General features: G+C 65.5%; 25 protein-coding genes. 19 read left to right on the plus strand and 6 right to left on the minus strand.

Features of this window, described 5'->3' with window-relative positions:
• Positions 1–73 precede the first annotated feature (73 nt).
• From Q392_RS32150 to Q392_RS21425, 4 genes are all read left to right on the plus strand, one after another.
• On the plus strand, positions 74–1807 hold the full coding sequence (locus Q392_RS32150) for a site-specific integrase (protein WP_084217306.1): 1734 nt from the start codon (positions 74–76) through the stop codon (positions 1805–1807).
• Between the two features lie 111 nt (positions 1808–1918).
• Entirely contained in the window at positions 1919–2314 is a 396-nt protein-coding gene (locus tag Q392_RS32950) for a hypothetical protein (protein WP_157008120.1), read from the plus strand.
• 13 nt (positions 2315–2327) lie between these two features.
• Positions 2328–2747, plus strand: coding sequence for a hypothetical protein (locus tag Q392_RS21420; protein ID WP_038212079.1), 420 nt, complete (start codon positions 2328–2330; stop codon positions 2745–2747).
• Positions 2748–3051: 304 nt separating this feature from the next.
• The gene (locus Q392_RS21425) at positions 3052–3810 is read left to right on the plus strand and encodes a recombinase family protein (protein WP_084217308.1); all 759 of its coding nucleotides are present in this window, start codon (positions 3052–3054) and stop codon (positions 3808–3810) included.
• Positions 3811–3917: 107 nt separating this feature from the next.
• On the opposite strand, the gene Q392_RS21430 is transcribed toward Q392_RS21425, so the two are convergent.
• Positions 3918–4751, minus strand: coding sequence for a hypothetical protein (locus Q392_RS21430; protein ID WP_038212081.1), 834 nt, complete (start codon positions 4749–4751; stop codon positions 3918–3920).
• Positions 4752–5311: 560 nt separating this feature from the next.
• On the opposite strand from Q392_RS21430, the gene Q392_RS33455 reads away from it, so the two are divergent.
• Positions 5312–5815 carry a restriction endonuclease gene (locus Q392_RS33455; protein ID WP_038212083.1) on the plus strand — a complete coding sequence of 168 codons (504 nt, stop codon included), beginning with the start codon at positions 5312–5314 and terminating at the stop codon, positions 5813–5815.
• 103 nt (positions 5816–5918) lie between these two features.
• Here Q392_RS33455 and Q392_RS32155 read toward each other — a convergent pair whose 3' ends face one another.
• The gene (locus tag Q392_RS32155) at positions 5919–6863 is read right to left on the minus strand and encodes a LysR family transcriptional regulator (RefSeq protein ID WP_169748326.1); all 945 of its coding nucleotides are present in this window, start codon (positions 6861–6863) and stop codon (positions 5919–5921) included.
• Between the two features lie 258 nt (positions 6864–7121).
• Between Q392_RS32155 and Q392_RS21445 the strand changes: the two genes are divergently transcribed.
• From Q392_RS21445 to Q392_RS21455, 3 genes are read left to right on the plus strand one after another with little or no spacing between them, the layout of a single operon-like run.
• Positions 7122–8027 carry a dihydrodipicolinate synthase family protein gene (locus Q392_RS21445; protein ID WP_038212087.1) on the plus strand — a complete coding sequence of 302 codons (906 nt, stop codon included), beginning with the start codon at positions 7122–7124 and terminating at the stop codon, positions 8025–8027.
• A 32-nt stretch (positions 8028–8059) separates the two neighbouring features.
• Positions 8060–9019, plus strand: a complete 960-nt coding sequence (locus Q392_RS21450) for a Bug family tripartite tricarboxylate transporter substrate binding protein (RefSeq protein ID WP_038212089.1) — start codon at positions 8060–8062, stop codon at positions 9017–9019.
• Positions 9020–9046: 27 nt separating this feature from the next.
• Positions 9047–9943, plus strand: coding sequence for a TauD/TfdA dioxygenase family protein (locus Q392_RS21455; protein ID WP_211260271.1), 897 nt, complete (start codon positions 9047–9049; stop codon positions 9941–9943).
• Positions 9944–10196: 253 nt separating this feature from the next.
• Here Q392_RS21455 and Q392_RS21460 read toward each other — a convergent pair whose 3' ends face one another.
• The 3 genes from Q392_RS21460 to Q392_RS21470 all read right to left on the minus strand — a co-directional run bounded on the left by Q392_RS21460 (position 10197) and on the right by Q392_RS21470 (position 11879).
• Entirely contained in the window at positions 10197–10526 is a 330-nt protein-coding gene (locus Q392_RS21460) for a type II toxin-antitoxin system YafQ family toxin (RefSeq protein ID WP_038212090.1), read from the minus strand.
• Complete coding sequence (locus Q392_RS21465; RefSeq protein WP_038212154.1) at positions 10498–10776, minus strand: type II toxin-antitoxin system RelB/DinJ family antitoxin; 279 nt, start codon at positions 10774–10776, stop codon at positions 10498–10500. Before Q392_RS21465 ends, Q392_RS21460 begins: the two co-directional genes overlap by 29 nt.
• A 422-nt stretch (positions 10777–11198) precedes the next feature.
• Positions 11199–11879 (minus strand): TetR/AcrR family transcriptional regulator, encoded by a 681-nt coding sequence (locus tag Q392_RS21470; RefSeq protein ID WP_084217312.1) that lies wholly within the window; start codon positions 11877–11879, stop codon positions 11199–11201.
• A 148-nt stretch (positions 11880–12027) separates the two neighbouring features.
• Between Q392_RS21470 and Q392_RS21475 the strand changes: the two genes are divergently transcribed.
• The 7 genes from Q392_RS21475 to Q392_RS21505 are packed head-to-tail and all read left to right on the plus strand — an operon-like array spanning position 12028 to position 18643.
• On the plus strand, positions 12028–13227 hold the full coding sequence (locus tag Q392_RS21475) for an ABC transporter substrate-binding protein (protein WP_084217314.1): 1200 nt from the start codon (positions 12028–12030) through the stop codon (positions 13225–13227).
• Positions 13228–13237: 10 nt separating this feature from the next.
• Complete coding sequence (locus Q392_RS21480) at positions 13238–13984, plus strand: ABC transporter ATP-binding protein (protein ID WP_038212096.1); 747 nt, start codon at positions 13238–13240, stop codon at positions 13982–13984.
• Positions 13977–14657 carry an ABC transporter ATP-binding protein gene (locus Q392_RS33460; RefSeq protein WP_038212098.1) on the plus strand — a complete coding sequence of 227 codons (681 nt, stop codon included), beginning with the start codon at positions 13977–13979 and terminating at the stop codon, positions 14655–14657. Before Q392_RS21480 ends, Q392_RS33460 begins: the two co-directional genes overlap by 8 nt.
• 2 nt (positions 14658–14659) lie before the next feature.
• Positions 14660–15499 carry a branched-chain amino acid ABC transporter permease gene (locus tag Q392_RS21490; RefSeq protein WP_038212100.1) on the plus strand — a complete coding sequence of 280 codons (840 nt, stop codon included), beginning with the start codon at positions 14660–14662 and terminating at the stop codon, positions 15497–15499.
• Positions 15496–16452, plus strand: coding sequence for a branched-chain amino acid ABC transporter permease (locus Q392_RS21495; protein WP_038212108.1), 957 nt, complete (start codon positions 15496–15498; stop codon positions 16450–16452). Before Q392_RS21490 ends, Q392_RS21495 begins: the two co-directional genes overlap by 4 nt.
• Positions 16449–17690: a Rieske 2Fe-2S domain-containing protein gene (locus Q392_RS21500; RefSeq protein WP_038212110.1), complete on the plus strand. Its 1242-nt coding sequence runs from the start codon at positions 16449–16451 to the stop codon at positions 17688–17690. Before Q392_RS21495 ends, Q392_RS21500 begins: the two co-directional genes overlap by 4 nt.
• Positions 17687–18643, plus strand: a complete 957-nt coding sequence (locus Q392_RS21505; RefSeq protein WP_038212112.1) for a PDR/VanB family oxidoreductase — start codon at positions 17687–17689, stop codon at positions 18641–18643. The genes Q392_RS21500 and Q392_RS21505 overlap by 4 nt, the downstream gene beginning before the upstream one ends.
• Before the next feature lie 13 nt (positions 18644–18656).
• On the opposite strand, the gene ltnD is transcribed toward Q392_RS21505, so the two are convergent.
• Positions 18657–19544: an L-threonate dehydrogenase gene (gene ltnD, locus Q392_RS21510; protein ID WP_038212115.1), complete on the minus strand. Its 888-nt coding sequence runs from the start codon at positions 19542–19544 to the stop codon at positions 18657–18659.
• Between the two features lie 104 nt (positions 19545–19648).
• Here ltnD and Q392_RS21515 point away from each other — a divergent pair, with 104 nt between their 5' ends.
• The 4 genes from Q392_RS21515 to Q392_RS21530 are packed head-to-tail and all read left to right on the plus strand — an operon-like array spanning position 19649 to position 23775.
• On the plus strand, positions 19649–20473 hold the full coding sequence (locus Q392_RS21515) for an SDR family NAD(P)-dependent oxidoreductase (protein WP_038212117.1): 825 nt from the start codon (positions 19649–19651) through the stop codon (positions 20471–20473).
• Between the two features lie 7 nt (positions 20474–20480).
• On the plus strand, positions 20481–21428 hold the full coding sequence (locus tag Q392_RS21520) for a PDR/VanB family oxidoreductase (protein ID WP_038212119.1): 948 nt from the start codon (positions 20481–20483) through the stop codon (positions 21426–21428).
• 7 nt (positions 21429–21435) lie between these two features.
• Complete coding sequence (locus Q392_RS21525) at positions 21436–22770, plus strand: Rieske 2Fe-2S domain-containing protein (RefSeq protein WP_245610773.1); 1335 nt, start codon at positions 21436–21438, stop codon at positions 22768–22770.
• Positions 22771–22809: 39 nt separating this feature from the next.
• Positions 22810–23775 (plus strand): Bug family tripartite tricarboxylate transporter substrate binding protein, encoded by a 966-nt coding sequence (locus tag Q392_RS21530; protein WP_051953834.1) that lies wholly within the window; start codon positions 22810–22812, stop codon positions 23773–23775.

Raw genomic sequence — 23775 nt, forward strand, 5'->3', positions numbered from 1 at the left:
AGAGATAGTGTGCACGTGTCCACCAACAGTCGTAGTGGATACGAGCATCCTTTGCTCCTAAGCCGCATTCAAGATGGGTTTGCCGGACGCATACGTCGAGACGATGCTGCGCGAGGCGATGGCCCGACGGTCCGCGTTGCGCCTTGTTGCCACCGGGTGGCTCGGTGCCGAGGTACCCCGTGACGAATTGGTGAATGACCAGCCTGCCTCCAAGACCTTAGTGCTTGACGTCGGCGAGACCCTGCATGGCAGGTCGCTCGGCCCAGTCTTCGGCCCCCTGCACCTTCGTCTTAACTCACTTGCGTTCATTGAAGAGGGTCAGTTCTCGGACTGCATGTTCTTCCGGGACTCGACTCGGCGGGTCGCGGTGGTCGCACCGTTCCCTGGGGTGACGGTTCCGGTCGCTTCACTGATGATTGACAAGGCAGAAGCCGAAGCTATCCGCGTGGTCTTGGCCGCAAAGCTCACCCCTGCCTCGAAGGCAACCAGTTCGATGTCTCCGACTAACGACGTATCAAACGGCGCGCTGGTATCGACCATTACTGATGCGATCAGGCGAACGGTCATGGGACCGGCACACAAGCACTTGGGCACGCGGACGAGCGCAATGCTGGAGGTGTTCTACAGCAAGAAGACGAAATGGGCGCCTTCGACTCGCGAGCAGAACATGCGGATGTGCGCGGTCTTTGTCGAGCTGATGGACGATCCGGTGGTCGGTGCGATTGATCGCGACATGATCTTCGAGTTCACGCGGAAATTGTTGCGCTTGCCCCAAGACCTGAGAAATGTCCGAACCAAGCACCCGGGCTTGTCGCTTAAGAAATTATCGGAATTGGCTGAAAAAGAGGGCTGGCCGACGCAGAACGAAGCCCGCGCTGCGCGCTACATCGCCAAGATCGGAGAGGCATTTGTTTGGGCCACAAAGAATGACTACATGCTGAAAAACCCGGCCGCCAACGCCGCGCCCGAGCAAGTCTCAGCAGTCCGAGGCCAAGACAAGCGGGAGCTTTTTGGAGAAGATGTTTTAGGGCAAATTTTTTCCGCCGACTGGTTTTCGCGCGGAGGCGGCGAAAAAACGACCAGAGGTGTTTATCACTATTTTCAACCCTTTTACTACTGGATTCCGCTTTTGGGCCTTTACACTGGCGCCCGTATAAATGAGCTGAGTCAGCTGTACCTAAAAGATCTTGTTCAAACAAAAAACGGCACTTGGTACATCGATTTCAACCTCGAAGGGGAAGGAAAAATCGATGCTGATGGAGGGCAACCCCAGTCCAAGGCAGACAACAGGGCGAACGACAAGCGGCTGAAAACTGTAGCGGCTCGTCGCATCATTCCACTTCACCCCGCTTTGACCACCTTAGGTCTTCCCGAGTATGCCAAATCCTTGTCTGCGCTTGGAGAGCAACGGCTCTTCCCCGAGCTGAAACATGACCGCCTGAAGGGCTATGGCAAATATGCGGGCCAGTGGTTCAATGAGCGGTACCTTGGCAGGCAGCTGAAAATCACACGAGACTCGACACAGACCTTTCACTCATTTCGGCACACGTTTCTGACCGCGTGCGACAGGTTGGAAATGACGGACCGAATCAGAAATGAGATCGCAGGTCACGTTCGTGGCGAGGGGCAAGGCCCCACCGTGTACATCAAGGATCGCAATGCGGATTTGCTGGCCCCGCACGTCGCGCAGCTGGTTTTCGCACTTCCTCATATAGCGCCCTTTGATTGCGCTGAAGGAATTAAAGCATTGGTCGATGCAAAAAGTAGAAAAGCAAAGGCAGTCGCTCAGAAGCGGCGACATCAATAGGCTGCCGAGACGCGAGGGTGGATTGGGTTTTTGAATTTAATATTTTAAGCTCTTGATGACTACAATTTGATATTCGCTATCGAATCAAATTGCAGCATAAAGGAGCATAAATTGGAGCATACCCAGATCGCCGGTTCGGTCGCAAGATTTATTGAGCGCCGCCTAACTGAATCCAGCTGTGAGCGTTCCCAAATTGCAGCGCGCTGCGGCTTCAGGGACCTCAAAGTTCTCACCATGATCGCAACGGGGGTAGCCAAGTTGCCGATCAAAAAGATCGGCGTGTTGGCTGAGGCACTGGGCGCCGATCCCGCCCACCTCCTGCGCCTCGTCCTGGCCGAGTACCTTCCCGACGTCTGGGAGGCCATCGAGGCGCACCTGCCCTCCACGGTTCTGACCACCAACGAACTGGAGCTTGTGAAGGCATACAGGCAGATCACCGGAGATAGCGACGCATCACCGGCCGCGATCGACCGCAACGCGGCGGTATCCGCCATCGTGGTGGCGTGATGAAGGGCACACGATGAAGTCATCCGACAGGTCCGCTACCGCTGTGCGCTTCGCCGTCCGGTTTCTGCTTGAGGAACCCGACGGGGGATGGTGCAACTATCCACTCACCCAGGGCCTCGCAGCCTACCAAGAAAAGCTCCGGTTGCCCGCCCTCGCCAACGAAACCGTGCGCGTCGCATTCGCTCATCTCGCACGCGGCAACGACGGGATACAGCGCCTCGACCGTCTGAGCGTGGGAACGCTTCGGCTCAACGCGGCCGGTCAGGTCGACGAGGACAACATGATGGCGGAAATCATCGCGCGGATCGACCCGGCCCCCGAGCCGATCGACTTCGGCCTGACGGCGACGGTGCCGGTCAGCGTGCTCGACGTCCAGGCCATCTGCCGCTGTATCGGCGTGGAAGTACCTGCGAGGTTCCAGCTGGCGCCCTGACGCAAGGAAAGGAAGGGGGCTTCTCGCCCTCTGGTCGATCTATAAGGATGGGGCCGGAAGCTCCCGATTGAGGACTGCTGCACCTCCAGCCCTCTCTCGCCGGTCTAGGACTTCCCTCCTCCTGCGACGTGAGTGAATGTTAGCTTTCTGTGAGGGTCCAATCACTCCGGCCACTCACATCCAAGGTACTTGCACTCACTTCCTCGCCGATGCAACACCTTCCTTGGCGCGGCCCCGGCGGCATCCTAGATTCGCTGTTCACACACAGGACGGTCGTCCTAGACCGTGAACACCAAGAGGTCCGATGAGCAAGAACACCGTCGTCACGTACTACCGGGTCAGCACCGCCCGTCAGGGCGCCTCCGGGCTGGGCCTGGAGGCTCAGAAGCAGGCCGTGATGGGATACGTCACAGAACGCGCCAAAACGGTCGTAGGCGAGTTTGTTGAGGTCGAGACAGGCAAGGGTGCCAACCCGCTCGAAAAGCGCCCAGAGCTGCGCCAGGCCCTTGAGCTATGCCGTCGTACAGGCGCGACCCTGCTGATCGCCAAGCTCGACCGGCTCGCCCGCAACGTGCACTTCGTGTCGGGCTTGATCGAGACCGGCGTCGACTTCGTCGCCGCAGACATGCCGTCCGCGAACAAGGTCATGATCCAGATGCACGCCGTAATGAGCGAGTGGGAGCGAGACCAGATCAGCGAGCGCACACGCGCCGCCCTTGCGGCGGCAAAGACTCGCGGGGTGGTCTTGGGCGCCACCGGCCCTGACAATCTCCGCCGGCACACGGCTGAGCGTCAGGCCTATGCTGACGTATTCGCGACTCGACTGTCGGGCGTGCTGGCCGGCTTCAAGGCACGTCGTCTTACTCAGCGGGACATGGTGAAGGAGCTGAACCTTGCTGGCGTCAAGGCACCGGGTGGTGGGCGGTGGCATCTTGCTCAACTGAATCGAGTTCTCCAGCGTATCAACAGGCTCCAAGAAGCTCCCAGCCCCGTTGAGGCTGGCCTAGCTGGTCCAGTCCAGGAGATGGCAAGCAACAAGAAAGATAAGTCAGTGGTGAATTAATAGGTAAGAGGGCGGCGGTTCCATTTCCTGTGTCCAAAGGGACTTAGGCAGCAAGCGGCCCCGGCGAATCCGTGCGAATGACTCGCCTTGAACTGCCCTGCCAGCACCTATCTACGGATCACCAACGACCGCATCCGATGGTCAAGTTCCCGAAGCGCGTCGTACGCCAACGCGTTCAGGATCACATCCGCGCAGGTCGCCTTGGAGTAGAGCCGCTTGCCCCGTCCGGCCCTTGGTCGCTCACGCCGCTCCCCAATCTGGTCAACATGTTCTGCGCCGGCGCGAACGTATGGCGGCAGCTTCGACTTGAGCGTCCGAAACCGGAAGAACTTGGCCAGCCGGGTGAGCGGCCGCGCCTTCCACTCGCTGAGCGGGCGCGCCTCTTGCCCCTGGATTCTCAGCTCGGTCCTAGCTCGGCGCTGATCGACCGGGAGCTGCAATCGCTCGCCGTTGCGCGTATCCGTGTCCTTCACGTACATGTGTTGATATAGGTCATCCCTGTCTCGATGGCCTACCCCGACGTTGAAGTCCTCAATGAGCCGACGAGTAAGCCACGGGTAGGAGGCGATCTCCTGCACCTCGCCTGTCCACCTGAAGACGCGGCAATTGCGAGATACCAGGCACGTCGCGAACTTGTAGAAGCGTGCGGTCATCTCGACCAACTCGTTGCGATCCCCGGACCGGCTGTAGGCATCCAGCGCGATCTCAATGGCGTGGACGACAGGGGGATCGGACAACGGATGATCGTGCGTGAACTTCGCGAGACGCTGGTCGACGTCTGCCCAGCTGGTCGGGTCTTGGAACTTGACGATAAACGACGTTGCCGCGCGCCCTGGCCCTTCGTCCACCGCCGTGACGTGAGATGCGCCCGTCCGCGACCTGACAGTGTCGAAGTTACTGGACCGCTGGCTGGAGATGCGGATCGCGATCCAGTCAACCACGGCGCGGAATCGAAGGTGCTGATAGCAGCACGTGTGGAGTGAATGCTGCGGTGGCGGACGAAGGCTTGGGTGCATGGCGTCGAGTTCTCCGGAAAAATTGAACATGCGCCCTAGTATTGGGAGATCGCCGCTATCTTTACGGTAGTCCGCAATACTGCCTATAAGAAAGATGCTCGACGGCCTAGATCGCCCTATGAGGCTGCCACGAACACAGCATGTAGGGAGGTACCAGCGTGGCTTTGGCGGTCGTTTGGCACCGCCTTTTGGGGCCAGAACGTCGAATCTCCAAGGTGTGACGTCTTCGTCGACGTTGCGCTAGGGTGCCAAGGCTCGCGCCTCCACGGGGCCGCCGCGCGCGACCACCGCACATACGAAGGCTGGCAGGGCCTGGCCCGCTAGTGCTTGGCGATGCTCGTTCAACACGGCATCCAAGAGGTCCACGAAGCAGGCCGACCACTACACTCCCACCGGCGCCGGCCCCCTGGCTCGTTGACCGGCCGGCTCAGGGTGCATCACCTTTGCATCGGCGCCGACAGCGACACAATCATTGAAAAGAAGCCATGATTCGAACGATCCTTCAACAATACCGTGGCGAGTCTGCTTACAACCGCGACCTCGGTGACCGCTTCGAGCGGCCAATGAAGGCGTACCTCAAGCTCGATCCGCAGTACGTCGCCCTGTTCTCGGATGTCTGGCTCTGGAAAGACTGGCCCGAACGCGAGGCCTTGGGCTACAAGGCCCCAGACACCGGTATCGACTTGGTGGCGAAGTTACGTGAGGAAGAGGGCTACTGTGCGATCCAGTGCAAGTTCTACGACGCACCGATCCCCCTGGGCGATCTCGGCAGCTTCTTTACCCTCTCGGGCAAGGGAGGGTGTTTGAGAAAGAACCTGGGCATCACCGTGCTGCCCGCGACCTATCTGAATGACGTGGACATGCGCGGTTTGGTGAGCATCCCGCTGACACCGGTCTCCAGCCGAACAATCGGTACATGCCGGCTGCGCACGCGCAAGCTGTCGCCTGCCGCACAGAAGTTCTGGGACATGCTGCATGCGCAGCGCTGAAGACGCGGTCTGCGACTGCGGCCGCGCGCAAATGCCTTCGTCCGGTGCTCCGTGGAAAGCAACACAATGACCACACTCTAGCTCTGCCTGCCCATTGCCTGGCTCACCGGCCGGCCCGGACAGCCGGGGACGCGGAAGAGACGCTCTCCAATGCATGCCGCAAGGATTGAATTGCGCCAAGTTCAGCCGCACCCTTGCGGTACGCGATACCCAGCGGGATGCTCCCCAGTTCAGTTTCCGTCTTGATGAGCGTCAAATCTCCCTGCGCAAGCGCGCCGCGCACAGTGGACTCGAACGCAGCTGTGAAACCCAGTCCTTGGCGCACCATCGCGAGCGTGCTCGGCACGTTGTGCGTTTCGAAAAACGGGTCCGGCGGCAGAACGCCGGCTTGCAGCATCGCCCGTTGCAGGAGAATCCGGGCCGAGTAGGGACTCGGCGGCAAAATCCACGGCCGCTCCGCCAGCATGCGCCAGGTCGCGCGCAGCTTTTTCTCTCCCCGAGGCGCCACGACCACCAGGCGCTCCTCACAAAAGCGCTCGACCACCACGTTCGGGTCATTCAGAACCTCGACCGCCTCCGGTGTCAGCAGCGCCAGGATGGCGTCGATATCTCCGTGAATCAGCATCTCGGCAAGCGTCACGACGCGCGCCTCGATGAATTGAACCTTCGGAAGCTCGCCTTGCGCTTTCATCACGCTCAGAGCCAGCGGGACGAAGTGCCACGCAATGAAAGGTGCACTCCCGACACGCAGCGTCGACCGTGGAGGTACCGCGTTGCGAGCACTAACGCGAAGACCCGGGACGCGCTCAAGGATGGCGCGTGCGTGGGCGACAAACGATTCGCCGGCTGGAGTCGGCTGCATGCCGTGCGCCGATCTCACAAACAGAGCGGCACCAGTCAACCGCTCCACCTCGCGCAGGCTCTTGCTGAGCGCGGGAGCACTGGCATGAAGCCGCTCACACGCCGACCGGATGCTCCCGGCCTGCGCAATGACGCACACAAGCTGCAACTGACGCAGACGAAGGCGATGGAATACGTTCTCGCTCACGATGCTTCCCCGTCGCGGCCAAGGCAAGTGGATCGACGCGCAGCCAAGTGAGCGCCAAGCCAACGGAAGGCGGCCCAGGATGTGCCTTTGCTTGCCCAACGGCATTAGATCACGAGGGGATGTCCTCACTGGTGCGGGATTTCGCTAACCAGTTCGAAACGGGAGGGTGTTAACGAACTGTCAACGCGCTCGAACGGTTAGCGAATAGCCCTCACGTCCCCCCGAAATTACGATGGCGAACCCTCAACAAGGACATTTATGAAAGACCTCTCCGGCATCATCATCCCAGTCGTAACCCCCTTCGATGCAGCAGGCGACATCGACGAATCCGCCATGCGTGGACAAGTGCGCTTCATGATCGAAAAGGGCGTCCACGGAATCTGCGTCGGCGGCACAACCGGCGAAGGCCACACCTTGAGCAAGGACGATCTTCGCAAGGTCGCCACTATCGCCGTCGACGAAGCCGCCGGACGCATTCCGGTCCTGGCCGGCGTGTTCGCGAACAGCACGCAAGACCTCGTTGCGCGCGGCAAGGCGCTCAGCGATGTCAAACTGGACGCCCTGCAGGTAACACCCACCTACTACCTGTACAACCCGAACGACGAGTCGATGCTGGCGCACTACAAGGCGCTCACCGATGCGGTCGACTTTCCCGTGATCATCTACAACGTCGTCCGGTGGAACATCCTGGGCGCCGACCTGCTCGTGCGCATCATGACGGAGAACGACAAGGTGGTGGGCGTCAAGCAAAGCGGCGGGGAGATCAAGCTTCTGGCCGACCTGCTGGTACGCGCTCCGAAAGGAAAGCTGATCTACTCGGCGCAAGACTCACTGCTTTACCCGACGTTCATGCTCGGCGCGCACGGCGCAATTGCCGCAAGCCCCGCCGCAGCACCCACCGCGGCACTGGCATTGTGGGAGGCAGTCAAGGCCGGAGACCACGAATTCGCGCTCAAGCTGCACAAAGGGATCCTGCGTCTTTGGAACGCGCTCACGGGCAACAACTGCCCCGCGGCCGTCAAGTACGCCCTGTCCCTGCAGGGGTGCCCGACCGGCCTGCCGCGGATGCCGATGCATCCTGCGACGCCCCAACAGCAAGCCGCGATCAAGGGCGCCGTGGATGCCGTGCTCGACATCGTTGCTTCAGGGCCTAGCCGTCGCTGAAACCGCACACCTAAAAAATAGAAGGAGACAAAATGATAAAGCTCGCATTCCTGCTCTTCCTCGCCATCTGCCTGGCGCCCGTGGCGCGCGCCGAATTCCCGGACAAGAATCTGCGCATCGTCGTGGGATATCCACCTGGCGGCGTCGGCGACACCGTTGCGCGGATGATCTCGGACATGGTCAAGACCAAGCACAAGCAAGGTGTGATCGTGGAGAACCGTGCCGGCGTGAACGGTCTCATCGGCGCCCAGAGCGTTGCGAAGGGGGACCAGGACGGGTCCGCGGTGTTCCAGTGCAACATGGGCGTGATGGCAATCGTCCCATTTGTGCCTGGGTCCGTCCTGCCTTTCGACATTGAAAAGGACCTGGTGCCGATTTCGACCATGATGCTGTTGACCTACGCACTCGTCACTGCTGCCGACTCACCTTACAACAGCGTCAGTGACGTGATTGCAGCCGCGCGTGCGACGCCCAATTCCGTCAGTTTCGCATCGACAGGCAACGGTTCCGCCCAGCATCTGGCGGGTCAGATGATGGGAACCTTCGCCGGCGTCTCCATGCTGCATGTCCCCTACAAGGGCAGCGCCGACGCGCTCGTGGACCTGTCCGCGCGCAGGGTGGACTTGTTCGTGACGTCGATTGCGGATGTTGCGTCCTTCGTCAAGAACGGCCGACTCAAGCTTCTTGCCTTCGCTGACTCGACTGGCCATCCCGATTTCCCCGGGATCCCATTCATTTCAGCGACCGTCCCCAATTACGACTTCCAGAGTTGGGCTGCGATCTGCGGTCCCCGAGGCATGCCCGCCTCGGTCAAGAACTCCTGGGCGGAAGCGATCCGTGACGGCATTCGCAGCCCGGAAGTGCAGGCGCGCATCCGCGGATTGGGAGGAATCCCTCACTTCGAAGGCCCAGACGCAATCGCCACGCGCGTGGAAGGCAATCGGCAGCACTTCAAGAAGGTGATCTCGGCCGCGAAAATCCGCGTCGAGTGACATGAATCCGTCCGTGAAGGAAGACTTGTGAAAATCGTACGCGTAAACAAAGCGGGCTTCTTCGCCGAAGTCCACGATATGGATTGTCGCCGTCCGCTGACTTCTCAGGAGGAGATGGAGATCGAGGATGCCATTGCCCGGTATGGCGTCCTCGTCTTCAAGAACCAGTCGCTTCGCAATGATGAGCACATTGCGTTCGCCATTCATTTCGGCGAGGTAGAGGCAGAGCCGGTGAACACGGGACGCACCAGGCTCACCGAGACCAAGCTCAATGACATCTCCAATCTGAACGCCGATGGGTCGCTGATGAAGGCGGACGACCGGCGAAGAATGTTCAGCCTCGGCAACCGGCTGTGGCACAGCGACAGCAGCTTCAAGACCGTGCCGGCGAGCTATTCGTTTCTCTTCGCCCACGTGGTCCCCCCCCATGGCGGCGAGACCGAGTTCGCGGACATGCGAGCCGCGTGGGATGCGCTGCCGGTCGACCAGCGTACGCGTCTGACCAAGCTCGATGCCTGGCACAGCCTGCTTTACTCCCGTGAGCTGCTGGGATTCTCGGACTTCAACGCCGATGAGCGCGCGAAGTACGCGCCGGTGCGCCATCCGATGTCGCGCGTGCACCCGATCTCCGGCCGCCGTTCCCTGTTCATCTCGTCGCACATTGGGCGCGTCGAGGGCATGCTGGTTCCGGAAGGCAAGGAACTCATCCGCGACCTCATGGAAAGCGCGACACAACGCGAGTTCGTCCACAGCCATTCGTGGTCTGTCGGCGACCTGGTCATGTGGGACAACCGTTGCACCATGCACCGTGGAAGACCGTTCGACGATCAACGCCATCCACGCGATCTGCGCCGCGTCACTTTGGTAGACGCCAGTTACGGCAAGACGCCGCAACCCACCAGCATTTTTGCATCCACTGCCTAGCGTCCTATGAAGGGCGAGACGATGGATCATCGCGATCGTCCTGGCCAGCCGTGCTGGCACGCGCATCAAGCAGACGCGTATCCTGCCCAGGAAATCGTGAATCCGTATGTGCCCGGCGGACCCTCAATGAGGGTCCGTCGGCCAGCGGTACCTAGGCCAAACATCGTGAACTGCAGGATCGGGGAGCGAAGACGCCGTGCTTGGCAACGCAGTCTTTCACCGCCTCGCTCTGCGAGGCGGTTTTCTGTCCGGTCTATGAGAACAGCTCGGAGTGCGTCCCGCTGCGAACGAAAACGACCAGCCCGCTCTTGCCCGAGTCATCAAGGGTGTAGATCAGCAGGAAGTCGCCGCCGATGTGACACTCACGATGACCCGCCCAGTCACCCGTCAGCGCGTGGTCGAGCCATTCAGGCGACAGCGGCCCGTCGTTGGCGATGAGCAGCGTCATGGCCTCTTTTAGCCGGTTCATGTCGTACCGGCCGGAGTGAGACAGGCGTTGCCAATCCTTGAGGAAGCCCTTGGTGTAGTCCGATGCGCGAGGCAGGTTCGCCCGCTTACTTGCGGGTGGCTTCTTCGAGGTCATTCAGGAGTGCGTCAGCGGTTGCGAAGCGAGCGCGACGGCTCTTGATGATCTCGTTGGCCTCAGCGATGGCGACGCGGCTGATGGCGTTCGGTGCCTTGAGGGCGAACGGTAGTTCCTTGTCGGCGACGACACGGGTCAGGAACACGCGGATCGCATCGGAGACGGTCAGGCCCATCGAGGCCAGCGTTTCCGCAGCCTGCGCCTTGACGTTCTCGTCCACGCGGACGTGAACCATAGTAGTGGTAGCCATGGTGGCCTCCTGTTGCGACTGTTTGAGATACATTGTATCTTGCGCTATTCGTTTTCGCTCGGTGCGCCCCTGACTCCCCTCTCTACATCTACGCCCCCCCGTCCCGGCAATGCGCGCGGTTCAACCGGCATGCTGGATGGGGGAAGAACAGCGGCATACGCTGCACCCCTAGCTCGACTACCGTGTGCCACAACCCTGTGCCACATGAGTCTTGTTCGCCGCTCTGGTGGGCCACTACACTGAGCGCACAGAGAGCTTCGGCGCCCCCAAAGAGTGTGTGACATTTCCCTTCGCCCGCTCCAGTGGACCACTGCGTCTTAGGGCCAGTGCCGCTGCACGACGGCGGCGTTCAACGGCTCGGTTCCTCCCATATCCCTTGCGAGCGGTCCACGGAGCAGTAGCCCCAGCGCAGCCCCTTCCCGCTATCCCACCCTCTCCCCCAAAAAATCCAGCACCAGCCGCGAGATATACCCCAGCCACGCGTCCTTCGCCTCCGCCTGCAGCATGTCGAACCCCAGGAAGTGCGACATGGTCGCCGAGTTCGACAGGTAGTAGTAGCACAGCGACACGATGGTCAGGTGCACCTCCGTGATCGTCACGTCCCGGCGGAAGTGACCCGCGGCCACGCCGCGCGACATCAGGTCTTCCAGCACCGATAGCAGCGCCCCCGAGCTGCCGCGGATCCGCTTCGAGTCCCGCACATGCCGGGCGCCGTGCAGGTTCTCCGAGTTCACCAGGCTGATGAACTCCGGGTGCTCCTGGTAGTAGCGCCAGAGGAAGGCGATGAAGCGCTTCATGCCGTCGCGCGGGTCGAGCTGGCGCAGCTCGATGCGCGAGACGGCTTCGATGATGTCTTCATGCACCTTTTCGAGCGCGGCGAGGAAGAGGGCTTCCTTGCTCTCGAAATGATAGTAGAGCATCCGGTCGCTGGTGTTCGCGCCCTTGCTGATGCGCTCGATGCGCGCCCCGCCGAATCCCTCCTGGGCGAACTCGCCGACGGCGGCGGCAACGATGGCTTCGCGCGCCCCCGTTCTCGGGCGGCCCACCGGCTTCGCCGTGGGCGCAGGGGCTGCGCGCCGCGCGGATGGACGTTTCTCTTGCATGGCTCCTCCACCCGCGATTGTAGGTAGGCGCTAACAGAAAAGAGATCGGGCCAATCCCGAGGTAATTAGGGAAAACACGGGCTCGGTGGGGGCCAGATTGCAGCGTAGTATGTAAGAAGGCACTTTCAAAACAGCCACCACAGGAGAAATGATGGCCCCCTCCCTGCCGAGAACCTTGGCGCTCTTCGCCGCGACCGCTTCGCTGCTGGCCGGCATCGCGTTCGCGCCCGCGGCGCGCGCCGCCGAGATCACGATCGGCTTCGTCAACCCGCAGACCGGCCCGTTCGCGGCGCTGGGCAAGGCGGCGCGCCGCGGCATGGACCTGGCGCTCGAAGGCGCGAAAACGAATCCGGCGCTCAAGGGCGTGACGTTCAAGGTGGTGGAGCGCGATTCGGCGGCCAAGGTGGCCGACGCCATCCGCTACGCCCGCGAGCTCGACACCCGCGAGGGCGTGGACGTCCTCATGGGCGGCCTGTCGAGCGCCGAGTGCCTGTCCATGCAGCAGTTCGCCCGCGAGGCCAAGCTGGCCTACCTGGTCGCCAGCGGCTGCTGGGTCGACGAGTTCAACGCGCCGGACCGCATCAACAAGTACGCCTTCCGCATCCAGGCGAGCAACAAGCAGCGCAACGTCGCCTTCGTGTCCTGGCTGTCCCAGAACGTCGGCAAGCGCTGGTACGTGATGTACTCCGACACGGCCTACGGCCAATCGGGGCTCGCCGCGTTCAAGGAAGCCGGCGGCAACGTGGTCGGCTCGGTGGGCGTGCCCTTCGGCGCCACCGACATGGCGGCCTACGTGAGCCGGGTCGACCGCTCGGCCGACGGCGTGTACTTCGTCTTCGCCGGCCGCGACGCGACGCTCGCCCTGCAGGAGGCGCTCTCGCAAGGCCTGGGCAAGAAGATGAAGCTCGCCGGCATGCAGTCGCTGGTGATCCCGGAAGTGTTCGCCAAGCTGCCGGAAGCGACCGAAGGCCTCGCCTACATCGGCGGCTACCCGCGTGAAGCCAACGGCCCGCTGGACACGCCCGAGAACCGCGCCTTCCAGAAGGCCTACCGGGGCGCATCCGGCGACCCCATCCCGCTGAACGGCTACGAGTCCTATGTCTCCACCAACGCGCTGCTGAAGGCCATCGAGAAGTCCGGCTTCCGCGGCCGCGACGACACCGACAAGCTGATCTCCGCCCTGGAGACGCTGGACGTGCCGGCCAGCGTGCAGTTCCCCGGCGGCCCGCTGAAGGTCCGCAAGGAAGACCGGCAGGGCATCAGCCCGCTCTACATCGGCACCGTGCGCGGCGGCACCGAGCAGGTGATCCAGCAGATCCCCGCGTCGGACGTGGTCCGCATCAAGTAAGCGCGCTTCCATGTACCTGCTCGAAACCCGGGCGCTGTCGCAGCGCTTCGGGAGCTTCCATGCGCTCCGGAATGTCGCGCTCCAGGTGCGGCCCGCCAGCGTCCACGCCTTGATCGGCCCCAACGGGGCGGGCAAGAGCACCTTGCTGAACCTGCTGGCCGGCGCCACGCGCCCGGTGGGCGGCTCCATCTGGCTCGATGGACGCGACATCACGGCGCTCCCGGTCCATCGCCGCGCCCGCCTGGGCATCGGTCGCTCCTACCAGGTGGTCCGCCTGTTCGAGGGCTTGACCTGCCTGCAGGCGGCGGAACTGGCCGTGCAGCGCGACCTGCCGTGGCGCGAATGGGTCCTGCCCGCGGGCCGCCGCCGTGTGCGGGAACAGGCGCACGCGTTGTTGCAGCAATGGCGGCTGGGCAGCTGGGCCGAGGTCGAGACGAGCTCGCTGGCGCACGGCATCCAGAAGCGGCTGGAGATCGCGCTGGCGCTCGCCAACGAGAGCCGGCTGCTCCTGCTGGACGAGCCCATGGCGGGCCTGACGACGCAGGAGCGCGCCGAGCTCGCCGACGTGATCCGCGAACTGGCGCGCGACAAGGCCATCGTGTTCGTGGAGCACGACATCGACATGGTGATGGCGCTGGCGGACCGCGTGACGGTGCTGCACAACGGCGAGATCCTCGCCGAAGGCACGCCGCAGGAAGTGCGCGCCCATGCGGCGGTACGCGCCGCCTACCTGCACAAGGAGGCCGCGCATGCTTGAAGTTCGCGGGCTGGAGGCCGGCTACGGCGCGTCGCGCGTGGTGCACGGGGTCGACCTGGCCGCCGTCGGCGGCGAGGTCGTGAGCCTGGTCGGCCGCAACGGCGTGGGCAAGACGACCACGCTGAAGGCCATCATGGGGCTGGTGGACGTGCACGGCGGCGAGGTGCGCGTGCGCGGCGAGACGATCACCCCCGCGCCGGCGCTGGCCTCGCGGCGCGGCATCGGCTACGTCGCGCAGCAGCGCGAGATCTGCCCGGACCTGACGGTGGAAGAGAACCTGCTCGTCCCGCTGTATGCGAACCGGCTGGACGTGCGCAAGGTCGAACTCGCCTACAAGCGCTTCGGCCGGCTGGCCGAGCGGCGCGCGCAGGTGGCCGGGTCGCTGAGCGGCGGCGAGCGCAAGCTGCTCGCCTTCGCGCGGATCATGCTGCTGGAGCCGTCGATCTACCTGATCGACGAGCCCACGGAGGGCCTCATGCCCAAGGCCGTCGACGAGATCGGCGGCGTGATCGCGGAGCTGGCCGGCGCCGGCGCCTGCGTGGTGCTCGTGGAGCAGAACCTCGCCTTGCTGCGGCAGCTGTCCACGCGCGTCTATCTCATGAACAACGGTCGCGTCGAAGCGACCGCCGACACGCTCGGCGCGGCGGAAGCGGAACGCTTCCTGGGAATCTGAACATGGAGCAACTCGGCATCCAGCTCACGAACGGCCTGCTGGTGGGGACGACGATCGCCCTCACGGCGCTGGGCCTGAGCCTGGTCTTCGGCATCCTGCACATCGTCAACCTGAGCCACGGCGAGTTCTACATGCTCGGCGCCTACCTGGCCTGGGTGTTCCAGGGCTGGCTCGGCAACTTCTGGCTGGCGGTGGTGCTGTCGGCAATCGCCACCGGCCTGATCGGCGGCGGCATCCTGATGATGTTCTTCCGCCGCATGCTCGGCTCCGGCCCGCTGCGCTGGGCGCTGCTGACGCTGGGCATCGGCTACGTGCTGCGCGAACTGGCGCAGCACGTCTTCGGCGAAGACTTCAAGCTGGTCGACCTGCCGCTCGAAGGAACGCTGCCTTTCCTGGGCGGCAAGTACCGCGTGCTGGTGATGGCGCTGGGCCTGGCGATGATCGCGCTGCTGAGCGTGTTCCTGGCGCGCTCGCGCCAGGGCATCCTGATCCGCGCGATCGCCAGCAACGAGGAGGCGGCTTCGGTCGTCGGCGTCTCCACCTGGAAGGTCTACTTCCTCGTGAGCGTGATCAGCGCGGGGCTCGCCGGCCTGGCCGGCGCCTTCATGCTGCCGGTGACGAGCGCCTATCCGCACATGGGGCTGGAGATCCTCATCATGGCCTTCGTCGTGGTGGTGGTCGGCGGCATGGGCAACGTGCGCGGCACCTTGCTGGCAGGCTTGCTGGCCGGCGTGATGCAGTCGGTGCTGTCGCTCGGCATGAAGCCGACGTTCGCCTCGCTGCTCACGCTGCTGCTGCTGATGTCCATCGTGATCTGGCGGCGCGCCGGGGTGCGGGCATGAACGCCCCGGTGCTTTCCGGCCGCGTGCTGGCGCTGCTCGCGCTGGTGCTGCTCGCCGTGCCGCTGTTCCTGTCGCGCTTCGGCGTCTACATCGCCACCGAGCTGCTGATCTGGGGCCTGTTCGCGGTGTCGCTGGACCTGCTGCTGGGCTACACGGGCTTGCCGAGTTTCGGCCACGCCGTCTTCTTCGGCGTGCCGGCGTACGCCTTCAGCATCGTGCTGCTGCGGCAGGACAGCTTCGCGCTCGCGATCGCGGCGGCCCTGCTGGCCGTGGTGCTGCTGGCGGTGCTGGTGGGCTACTTCGCCCTGCGCACCGGCGGCACGGGCTACATCATCGTGACGCTGCTGGCCTCGTTCGCATTCTTCACCTTCGTGCTGGCCGCGACCGGCCTGACCGGCGGCGAGGACGGCCTGCTGCTGCCGCGCAACCGCTCGTTCGCGGCGCTGCCGCCGAAGCTGGGCTACGCCATCGTCGCCGCCGTGGCGGTGGCCTGTTACCTCGGGGCGCGGGCCCTGGTGCGCTCCAACTTCGGCCTGCTGCTGCTGGCGATCAAGTCGAACGAGCGGCGCGTCGAAGCCCTGGGCTACGACGTGAATGCGGTGAAGCTGCTGGTGACGCTGGCGTCCGCCCTGATCGCCGGGATCGCCGGAGTGCTGTACGCGCTGCTGGTGCGCACGCTGTCGGCCGACCTCGTGGGCCCCGCGCTGTCCACCGAGGTGGTGATCTGGGTGCTGCTCGGTGGCCTGCAGACGCTGTTCGGGCCCGTGCTGGGCGCGGCGCTGTTCATGTCGCTGAAGCAGATCCTGAGCACCTCGACCTGGTACCCGCTGCTGCTCGGCCTGAGCTTCGTCGCCATGGTGCTGTGGGCGCCGCGTGGCGTCGTGTCCCTGTTCCGCTTCCGGCGCCGCGCGCCGGCCGTCCAACCCTCTTCCCCTTCCGGGTCCTTGCAATGAAAGTCGAAGAAAACGAAGAACTCACCCGCGTCGGCGCGGACACCCCCGGCGGCCGCATGCTGCGCCGCTACTGGCACCCCGTCGGCGTCAGCGCCGACCTGCGCGACACGCCCAAGCTGGTGAAGGTGCTCGGCGAAGAGCTGGTGCTGTTCCGCAAGCCCGATGGCGAGTGCGGTCTGATCGACTCGCGCTGCCCCCATCGGGGCGCGTCGCTGGCGGCCGGCTATGTCGACCAGCAGGGCCTGCGCTGCCCGTACCACGGCTGGCTGTTCTCTCCTTCCGGGCAATGCCTGGACCAGCCCTGCGAGCCGGCCGAAAGCCGCTTCAAGGACCGCATCCGCCAGGTGAGCTACCCGGTGGAGGAACTGGGCGGCCTGATCTTCGCGTACATGGGGCCGGCGCCGGCGCCCATGCTGCCGCGGCTGGACGTGCTGGTCGCCAGCAACGGCACGCGCCGCCCCGCCTTCGCGCGCTACGTGCCTTCCAACTGGCTCCAGATGGTGGACAACCACCAGGACCCGACGCACACCACGGTGCTGCACCGGGAAGTGCAGCCCTGGCTGCAGCCGCCGGAGTGCCACTACTTCGACACGGAGCTGGGCTCGATCGCGGTGGCCGTGCGCGACGGCCCCGAGCAGGGCACGCGCTACGTCCGCGAAGTGCACTTCTTCGCGCCCAACGGCATGAAGGTGCCGATCCCGGACACGACCGAGAAGACGATCCAGGGACCGTCGACGATCCGCTGCGTCTGGGTGGTGCCGATGGACGACTACAACTCGGTGGAATGGGAAGTCCTGTTCGCGCCCTTCGACGCGGACGGCCGGCCGACGCCGTTCAACTACGACGCCGATCCCACCCTCTACGAGATGCCGGTGCCGCAGCCGTTCCAGGAATACATCCGGCCGGGAACGCCGGCCTATCCGGATTATTTCTCGGGGGGCGCCAAGGGGGCCACGGTGATCCTGCGCCAGGACACGCTCACCCAGGCGAGCCAGGGCAGGCTGCAGCCGCGCGAGCTCGAGCATCTCGCCTCGTCCGACCGCGGCGTGATGAAGTCGCGGCGCATCATCAAGGAGTGCATCGATGCCGTGGCGCGGGGCGAGGACCCGCGCGGCGTGGTGCGCGGTGCGCCGGCCGATCACGTGGTCGAAGTGGAGATCGCCGAGGAGATCGTGTCCGAGCAGGAGTTCCAGGCGCTGCTGGCCCACGGCAGCCTGTACAAGGCGCGCCGGGCATGAGCGTCGCGCGCACGGCCGACGGCGAGACCCGGCGCGTCCTGGTCCGTGGCATGCGCCTGGAGGCGTGCGATGTCCTCTCGGTCGAACTGGCCGACCCCACGGGCGCGCCGTTGCCGGCCTGGGAGCCGGGAGCGCACATCGACGTGATCATCGACGGCGTCGGCACCGCGCAGTATTCGCTGTGCGGTCCGCTGGGCGCGCCGACGTGGCGCCTCGGGATCCTGCACCAGCCGGAGGGGCGGGGCGTGTCCCGCTACATCCACGGCGCGCTGCGGCCGGGGGCGTCGCTCGACGTTCGCGGGCCGAGGAACCATTTCCGCCTGGACCCGGCCGGCGAGTACCTGTTCATCGCCGGCGGCATCGGCATCACGCCGCTGCTCCCGATGATCGCGCAGGCCCGGGCGCAGGGCGCGCGCTGGCGGCTGTTCTACGGTGGTCGCAGCCGCGGCTCGATGGCGTTCGTCCAGGAGCTGGGTGATGCAGGCGAGGGCGTCCACCTGTTCCCGGTCGACGAGCGAGGCTTCCTGCCGGTCGCCGATTGCCTGCAGTCGGCGCCGGCGGCCGCGGTCTACTGCTGCGGTCCCCAAGGGCTGCTGGAGGCGGTCGAGGAGGGCTGCGCCAGGGCGGGGCGACCGGCGCCGCGGATCGAACGCTTCAGCGCGCCCGTCGCGGCACAGGCCGCCGCGCAGCCGTTCTCGGTGGTGCTGGCGCGCAGCGGCAGGACCCTCGATGTGCCAGCGGATCGAAGCATCGCCGACGTGCTCGACGAGGCCGGCGTGTTCGTTCCCACGTCGTGCCGGGAAGGCATCTGCGGTTCGTGCGAGACGCGCGTCCTGGACGGGGCGGTCGACCACCGCGACGGGCTCCTGTCCGAGGAGGAGCGCCGCAGCGGCCAGACGATGATGGTGTGCGTCTCGCGCGCCTGCGGCACGCGCCTCACGCTCGACCTCTGAGGCGCGCTGCGCGTCACTTCCCCGGCAGCGTGATGCCGGGGAAGATCTTGATCACCGCGCTGTCGTCCTCCCGCCCGTGGCCGGCGGTGGACGCCTGCATGAACATCTGGTGCGCGGTCGACGCGAGTGGCAGCGGAAACTTGGTGGCGCGCGCCGTGTCGAGCACCAGCCCCAGGTCCTTGACGAAGATGTCCACGGCCGACAGCGGGGTGTAGTCGCCGGCCAGCACGTGGGCCATGCGGTTCTCGAACATCCAGCTGTTGCCGGCGCTGTGCGTGATCACCTCGTACAGCGCCTCGGGCGCGACGCCCTCGCGCAGGCCCAGGGCCATGGCTTCGGCGGCGGCGGCGATGTGCACGCCGGCGAGCAGCTGGTTGATGATCTTCACCTTGCTGCCGGCGCCGGCGCGGTCGGCCAGGCGATAGACCTTGCCGGCCATGGCGTCGAGCACGGCGTCGGCGGCGGCGTAGGCCTCGGGCTTGGCAGCGCTCATCACCGTCATCTGGCCACTGGCCGCCTTGGCGGCGCCGCCGGAGATGGGCGCATCGACGTAGTGGATGCCCAGCGCGTTCAGGCGCGCTTCCAGGGCGATCGACCAGTTCGGGTCGACGGTGGAACACATGACGAACACGCTGCCGGGGCCCATCGCGGCGGCGGCGCCGTCCTGGCCGAAGAGGACTTCTTCCGTCTGCTGCGCGTTGACGACCACGCTGACGACGACCTGGCAGGCGCGAGCCACTTCGGCCGGCGTCGCGTGGGCCACGCCGCCGTCCTTGGCGAAGGTTGACGCGACGCCGGGGCGGACGTCGCACACGTGCACTTCGTAGCCGCGCGTGCGCAGCGTCTTCGCCATGCCGGCGCCCATGGCGCCGAGACCGATCAGGCCCGCCTTCTTTTCCATGTGTTCTCCTCCCCAGGGGCTGCCGCAAAGTGATGCCCTGGAGCTATCGCTATGCCAAAGCTGCGGCTGTTTCGCCCGGGTTGCGATCGCTATGGTAAGGGCCCATGCCATCCCTTCTTTCCGACCAAGTCATCGTCGTCACCGGCGCCGCGCGGGGCATCGGCCAGGCCATTGCCCAGGCCGTCCTCGCACAGGGCGGCCAGCTCGTCGCGCTGGATCTGCGCTGGGACGAAGCCGACCCGTACTACCGCGAGCTGAACGCCCACCCGCGCGCGCTGCCGCTGTCCTGCGACATCCTCTCCGAGTCGCAGGTGGCCGCGGCGCTGGACGCCACGCTGCAACGCTTCGGCGCGCCCACCGTCCTCGTCAACAACGCCGCCATGCGGCAACGCGACTTCTTCCCGGCCGATGGCGCCTGCGCCGTCCTGGACGTGACGGACGCGCAGTGGGAGCGGATGTTCAGCGTCAACGTGGTCGGGCAGATGCGGATCACGCGCGCCTTCGTCCGCCCCATGATCGAGCGCCAGCGCGGCCACGTCATCAACATCTCGGCCAAGGGCGGGGTCGGCTACGCCCACGACGGCGAGCGCTGGTCCATGGGGCCGCACCTGCGCCTGAACCAACCGTACGACGCCTCGAAGGCGGCCTTCAGCAACCTGAGCTTCTACCTGGCCGAGGAACTGCGCGAGCACGGCGTGGCCGTGAACGTGGTGTTTCCCGGCGCGATCCGCACCACCGGCGTCGACCAGATGGAGGAGGGCCGCCGCAAGCTGGGCCTGCACATGAAGCTGGGCGAGCCGGGCGAGGTGGTGCCCGTGGTGCTGCACCTGGCCAGCCAGCCAGGCACGGCCATCACCGGCTGCGCCTATAGCTCCGTGGCGTGGAACCAGAAGCATGCCCCCGCGCCGGCCCAGGCGCAGGCGGCCTGAGGCGGCCATGGACGATTGGCTCAGCGTGCGCGTCGACGCCGTCTCGCCGCTCGCGCAAGGCATCGCGCAGTTCGACCTGCGGCCGGTGCAGGGCGGCGAGCTGCCCTCGTATGCGCCGGGCGCGCACATCGACATCGAGCTGCCCGGCAAGATCTGCCGCAGCTACTCGCTGCTCGGCGGAAGGGGCGCCACGGAGCGCTACCAGATCGCCGTGCTGCGCGAGCCGGCCAGCCGCGGCGGCTCCGCCTGGCTGCACGACGAGGCCCGGCCGGGGACCCTGCTGCGCGTCGCCAGGCCGCGCAACCACTTCGCGCTGGACGAGGGCGAGCACGGCAACGTGCTGATCGCGGGCGGCATCGGCGTGACGCCCTTGTGGGCCATGGCCCAGCGCCTCGACGAGCTGGGCCGCGACTGGCAGATGCACTACCGCGCGCGCCGGCGCTCCGGCGCGGCGCTGCTGCAAGGCATGGCGCGGCACGTGGAGGCCGGGCGGATCGCCCTGAGCTTCGCCGACGAAGACAGCCCGCGCCCGGACCTCCACGCCATCGTGCGCAGCGCGTCGCCCGGCACCCATTTCTACTGCTGCGGCCCCACCGCGATGATCGATGCCTTCCAGCAGGCCTGCGCCGGCGTGCCGGCGCAGCGGGTGCACCTGGAACGCTTCTCCGCCGACACCGAGCCGGCGCCCGGCGGCTTCGCCGTGCGGCTCGCGCGCAGCGGCAGGAGCCTGGTCGTGCCGCCCGGCAGCAGCATCCTCGACGTGCTGCGCCAGGCCGGCATCGACGTGCCCGCCGCCTGCGAGCAGGGCATCTGCGGAGCCTGCGAGACGACCGTCCTGCAAGGCATACCCGACCACCGCGATCTGGTGCTTTCGCCCGCGGAACGCGCCGCCAACCGGAGCCTCATGATCTGCTGCTCCGGCGCGGCTTCCCCCGAATTGTTGTTGGACCTGTGAGTAAGCCATGAAGATGAACGAAGAGAAGCCCGTCGCCGTCCTGTCCCGCGCGGAGAAGGACAACATCGACCTCACCCGCGTCGGCCCCGGCACCGTGATGGGCCAGCTGATGCGCTGCTACTGGATCCCCGCCGCGCTCTCCAGCGAGCTGCAGGCCGGCGGCGACCCGATGCGCCTGGTGCTGCTGGGCGAGCGCCTGGTCGCCTTCCGCTCGCCGGACGGGTCGGTCGGCATCATGGACCATCGCTGCCCCCACCGGAACGCGTCGCTCTTCTACGGCCGCAACGAAGAGGGCGGGCTGCGCTGCATCTACCACGGCTGGCAGTTCGATGCCACCGGCGCCTGCGTCGACATGCCCAACGTCCCGAAGCAGCACGCCTGCCCGGAAAAGGTGAAGTCGCAGGGCTACGCGACGCACGAGGAGAAGGGCCTGATCTGGGTCTACATGGGCGACCCGGCGAAGAAGCCGCCGCTGCCGCACATGGAGATCGCCGACGCGAACCCGGAAGACCTGGAAATCGAGTTCCTGCTGCGCGAGTGCAACTACCTGCAGGCGCTCGAAGGCGACATCGACACCTCGCACCTGGGCTTCCTGCACGTGGGCCACGTGGAGCCGGAGCAGCTGAACGAGTCCGACCTCATGCGCTACGTGGTGGGCAACCGGGCGCCGGAACTGGAGGTGTCGGATGCCCCCTGGGGAACGACCTACTGCGCGGCCAAGGAAGCCGGCGACGGCAAGTCCTACCTGCGCTTCGCCAACTTCCTGTTCCCGTTCTGGACGCAGGCGCCGCAAGGCGAGTTCGAGACCAACATCTTCTCGCGCGCCTGGGTGCCGCTGGACGACACGCACACCATGTCGGTCACCATCCGCTGGAAGAAGCGGCCGCCGGTGTTCAAGAAGATGAAGGACGGCAACGACCTACCCGGCATCGCACCGATCCAGTACGCGCCGCGCACCACCGACTGGTTCGGCCGCTGGGCGCCGGTGCAGAACCCGCGCAACGACTACCTGATCGACCGCGACGCGCAGCGCGACGGCCGGATCTACTCCGGCATCCTGTGCGTGCCCATGCAGGACCAGGCCGTGACCGAGTCCATGGGCGAGATCACCGACCGCAGCCGCGAGCACCTGGTGCCGAGCGACGTGATGATCGCGCGCACGCGCCGCCGCCTGCTGCAGGCCGCCCGCGCCTACGCGTCGACCGGCGAGCTGCCGCCGGGCGTGCAGGACCCGTCCATCTACCGCAATGCACGCGGCGGCGAAACGCTCGTCGACAAGGGCAAGAGCTGGCCGGAGCACTACGAGGCGCAGCTGCGCGAAGCCACGCGCATCCCGGCGTAGCGGGATGGAATGCATTCAAGCCACTACAGGAGACAAGACATGATCCGCAACGTTCTCGTGGGCCTCGGCCTCGTGATGGGCCTGGCGGCCACCGCCCCGGCGCAGCAGGAGGCTTTCCCGTCGCGCCCGATCAAGCTCGTGCTGCCTTACCAGCCGGGCGGGCCGACCGACGCGATCGCGCGGGCGGTCGCCAAGCACATGTCGGAGTCGCTCAAGACGCCCGTGGTCGTGGAGAACAAGCCCGGCGGCCAGGGCGTGATCGCGATGCAGGCCGTGCTCGCCGCCAAGCCGGATGGCTACACCATCGGCTGGGCGCCGTCCAACGCGCTCACCACCAACCGGCTCCTGATGAAGAACCTGCCGTACAAGCTGGAGGACGTCCGGATGGTCACCACCCTGTACCGGGGTGGCCTGGTCTTCGCGGTGCCCAAGAGCTCGCCGGCGAACTCGCTCAAGGAGTTCGTCGAGCTGGCGAGGAAGGAAGGCAAGCCGATGATCTACGGCACGGCCGGGCCCGGCGGGACGTCGCACCTGACCATCGAGTACCTGGCGCAGCTGGAACACATGAAGACGCAGATGGTCTCGTACCGCGGCGACGGCCCGATGGCGCTGGACGTGCTCGGCGGCTCGCTGCCCGGCATGGTCGGCACCGTGGCCACGACCGGCGAGCACTACAAGAAGGGCGACCTGAAGATCCTGGGCTTCAGCGGCGACAAGCGCATGGCGGCCTATCCGGACATCCCGACGTTCAAGGAAGCCGGCTACCCGCAGATCGAGTCGTACTTCTGGGCCGGAGCGGTCGTCCCCGCGGCGACGCCGGACCACGTGGTGGTGGCGCTGCGGGCCGCGCTCCATGCGGCGATGCGCGGCGCGGAGGTCAAGGCCGTGCTCACGCCGGACCTGACGCCCTTCCTCGGCGGCGAGCAGGAGTACCGCGACTTCGTCGAACTGGAATACCGCCGCTGGATGGCCCTGATCCGCGACCGCGCCATCACCATCGGTTGA

Origin of the sequence: Xenophilus azovorans DSM 13620 (genome assembly GCF_000745855.1) — a bacterium.
Lineage (GTDB): Bacteria > Pseudomonadota > Gammaproteobacteria > Burkholderiales > Burkholderiaceae_C > Xenophilus > Xenophilus azovorans.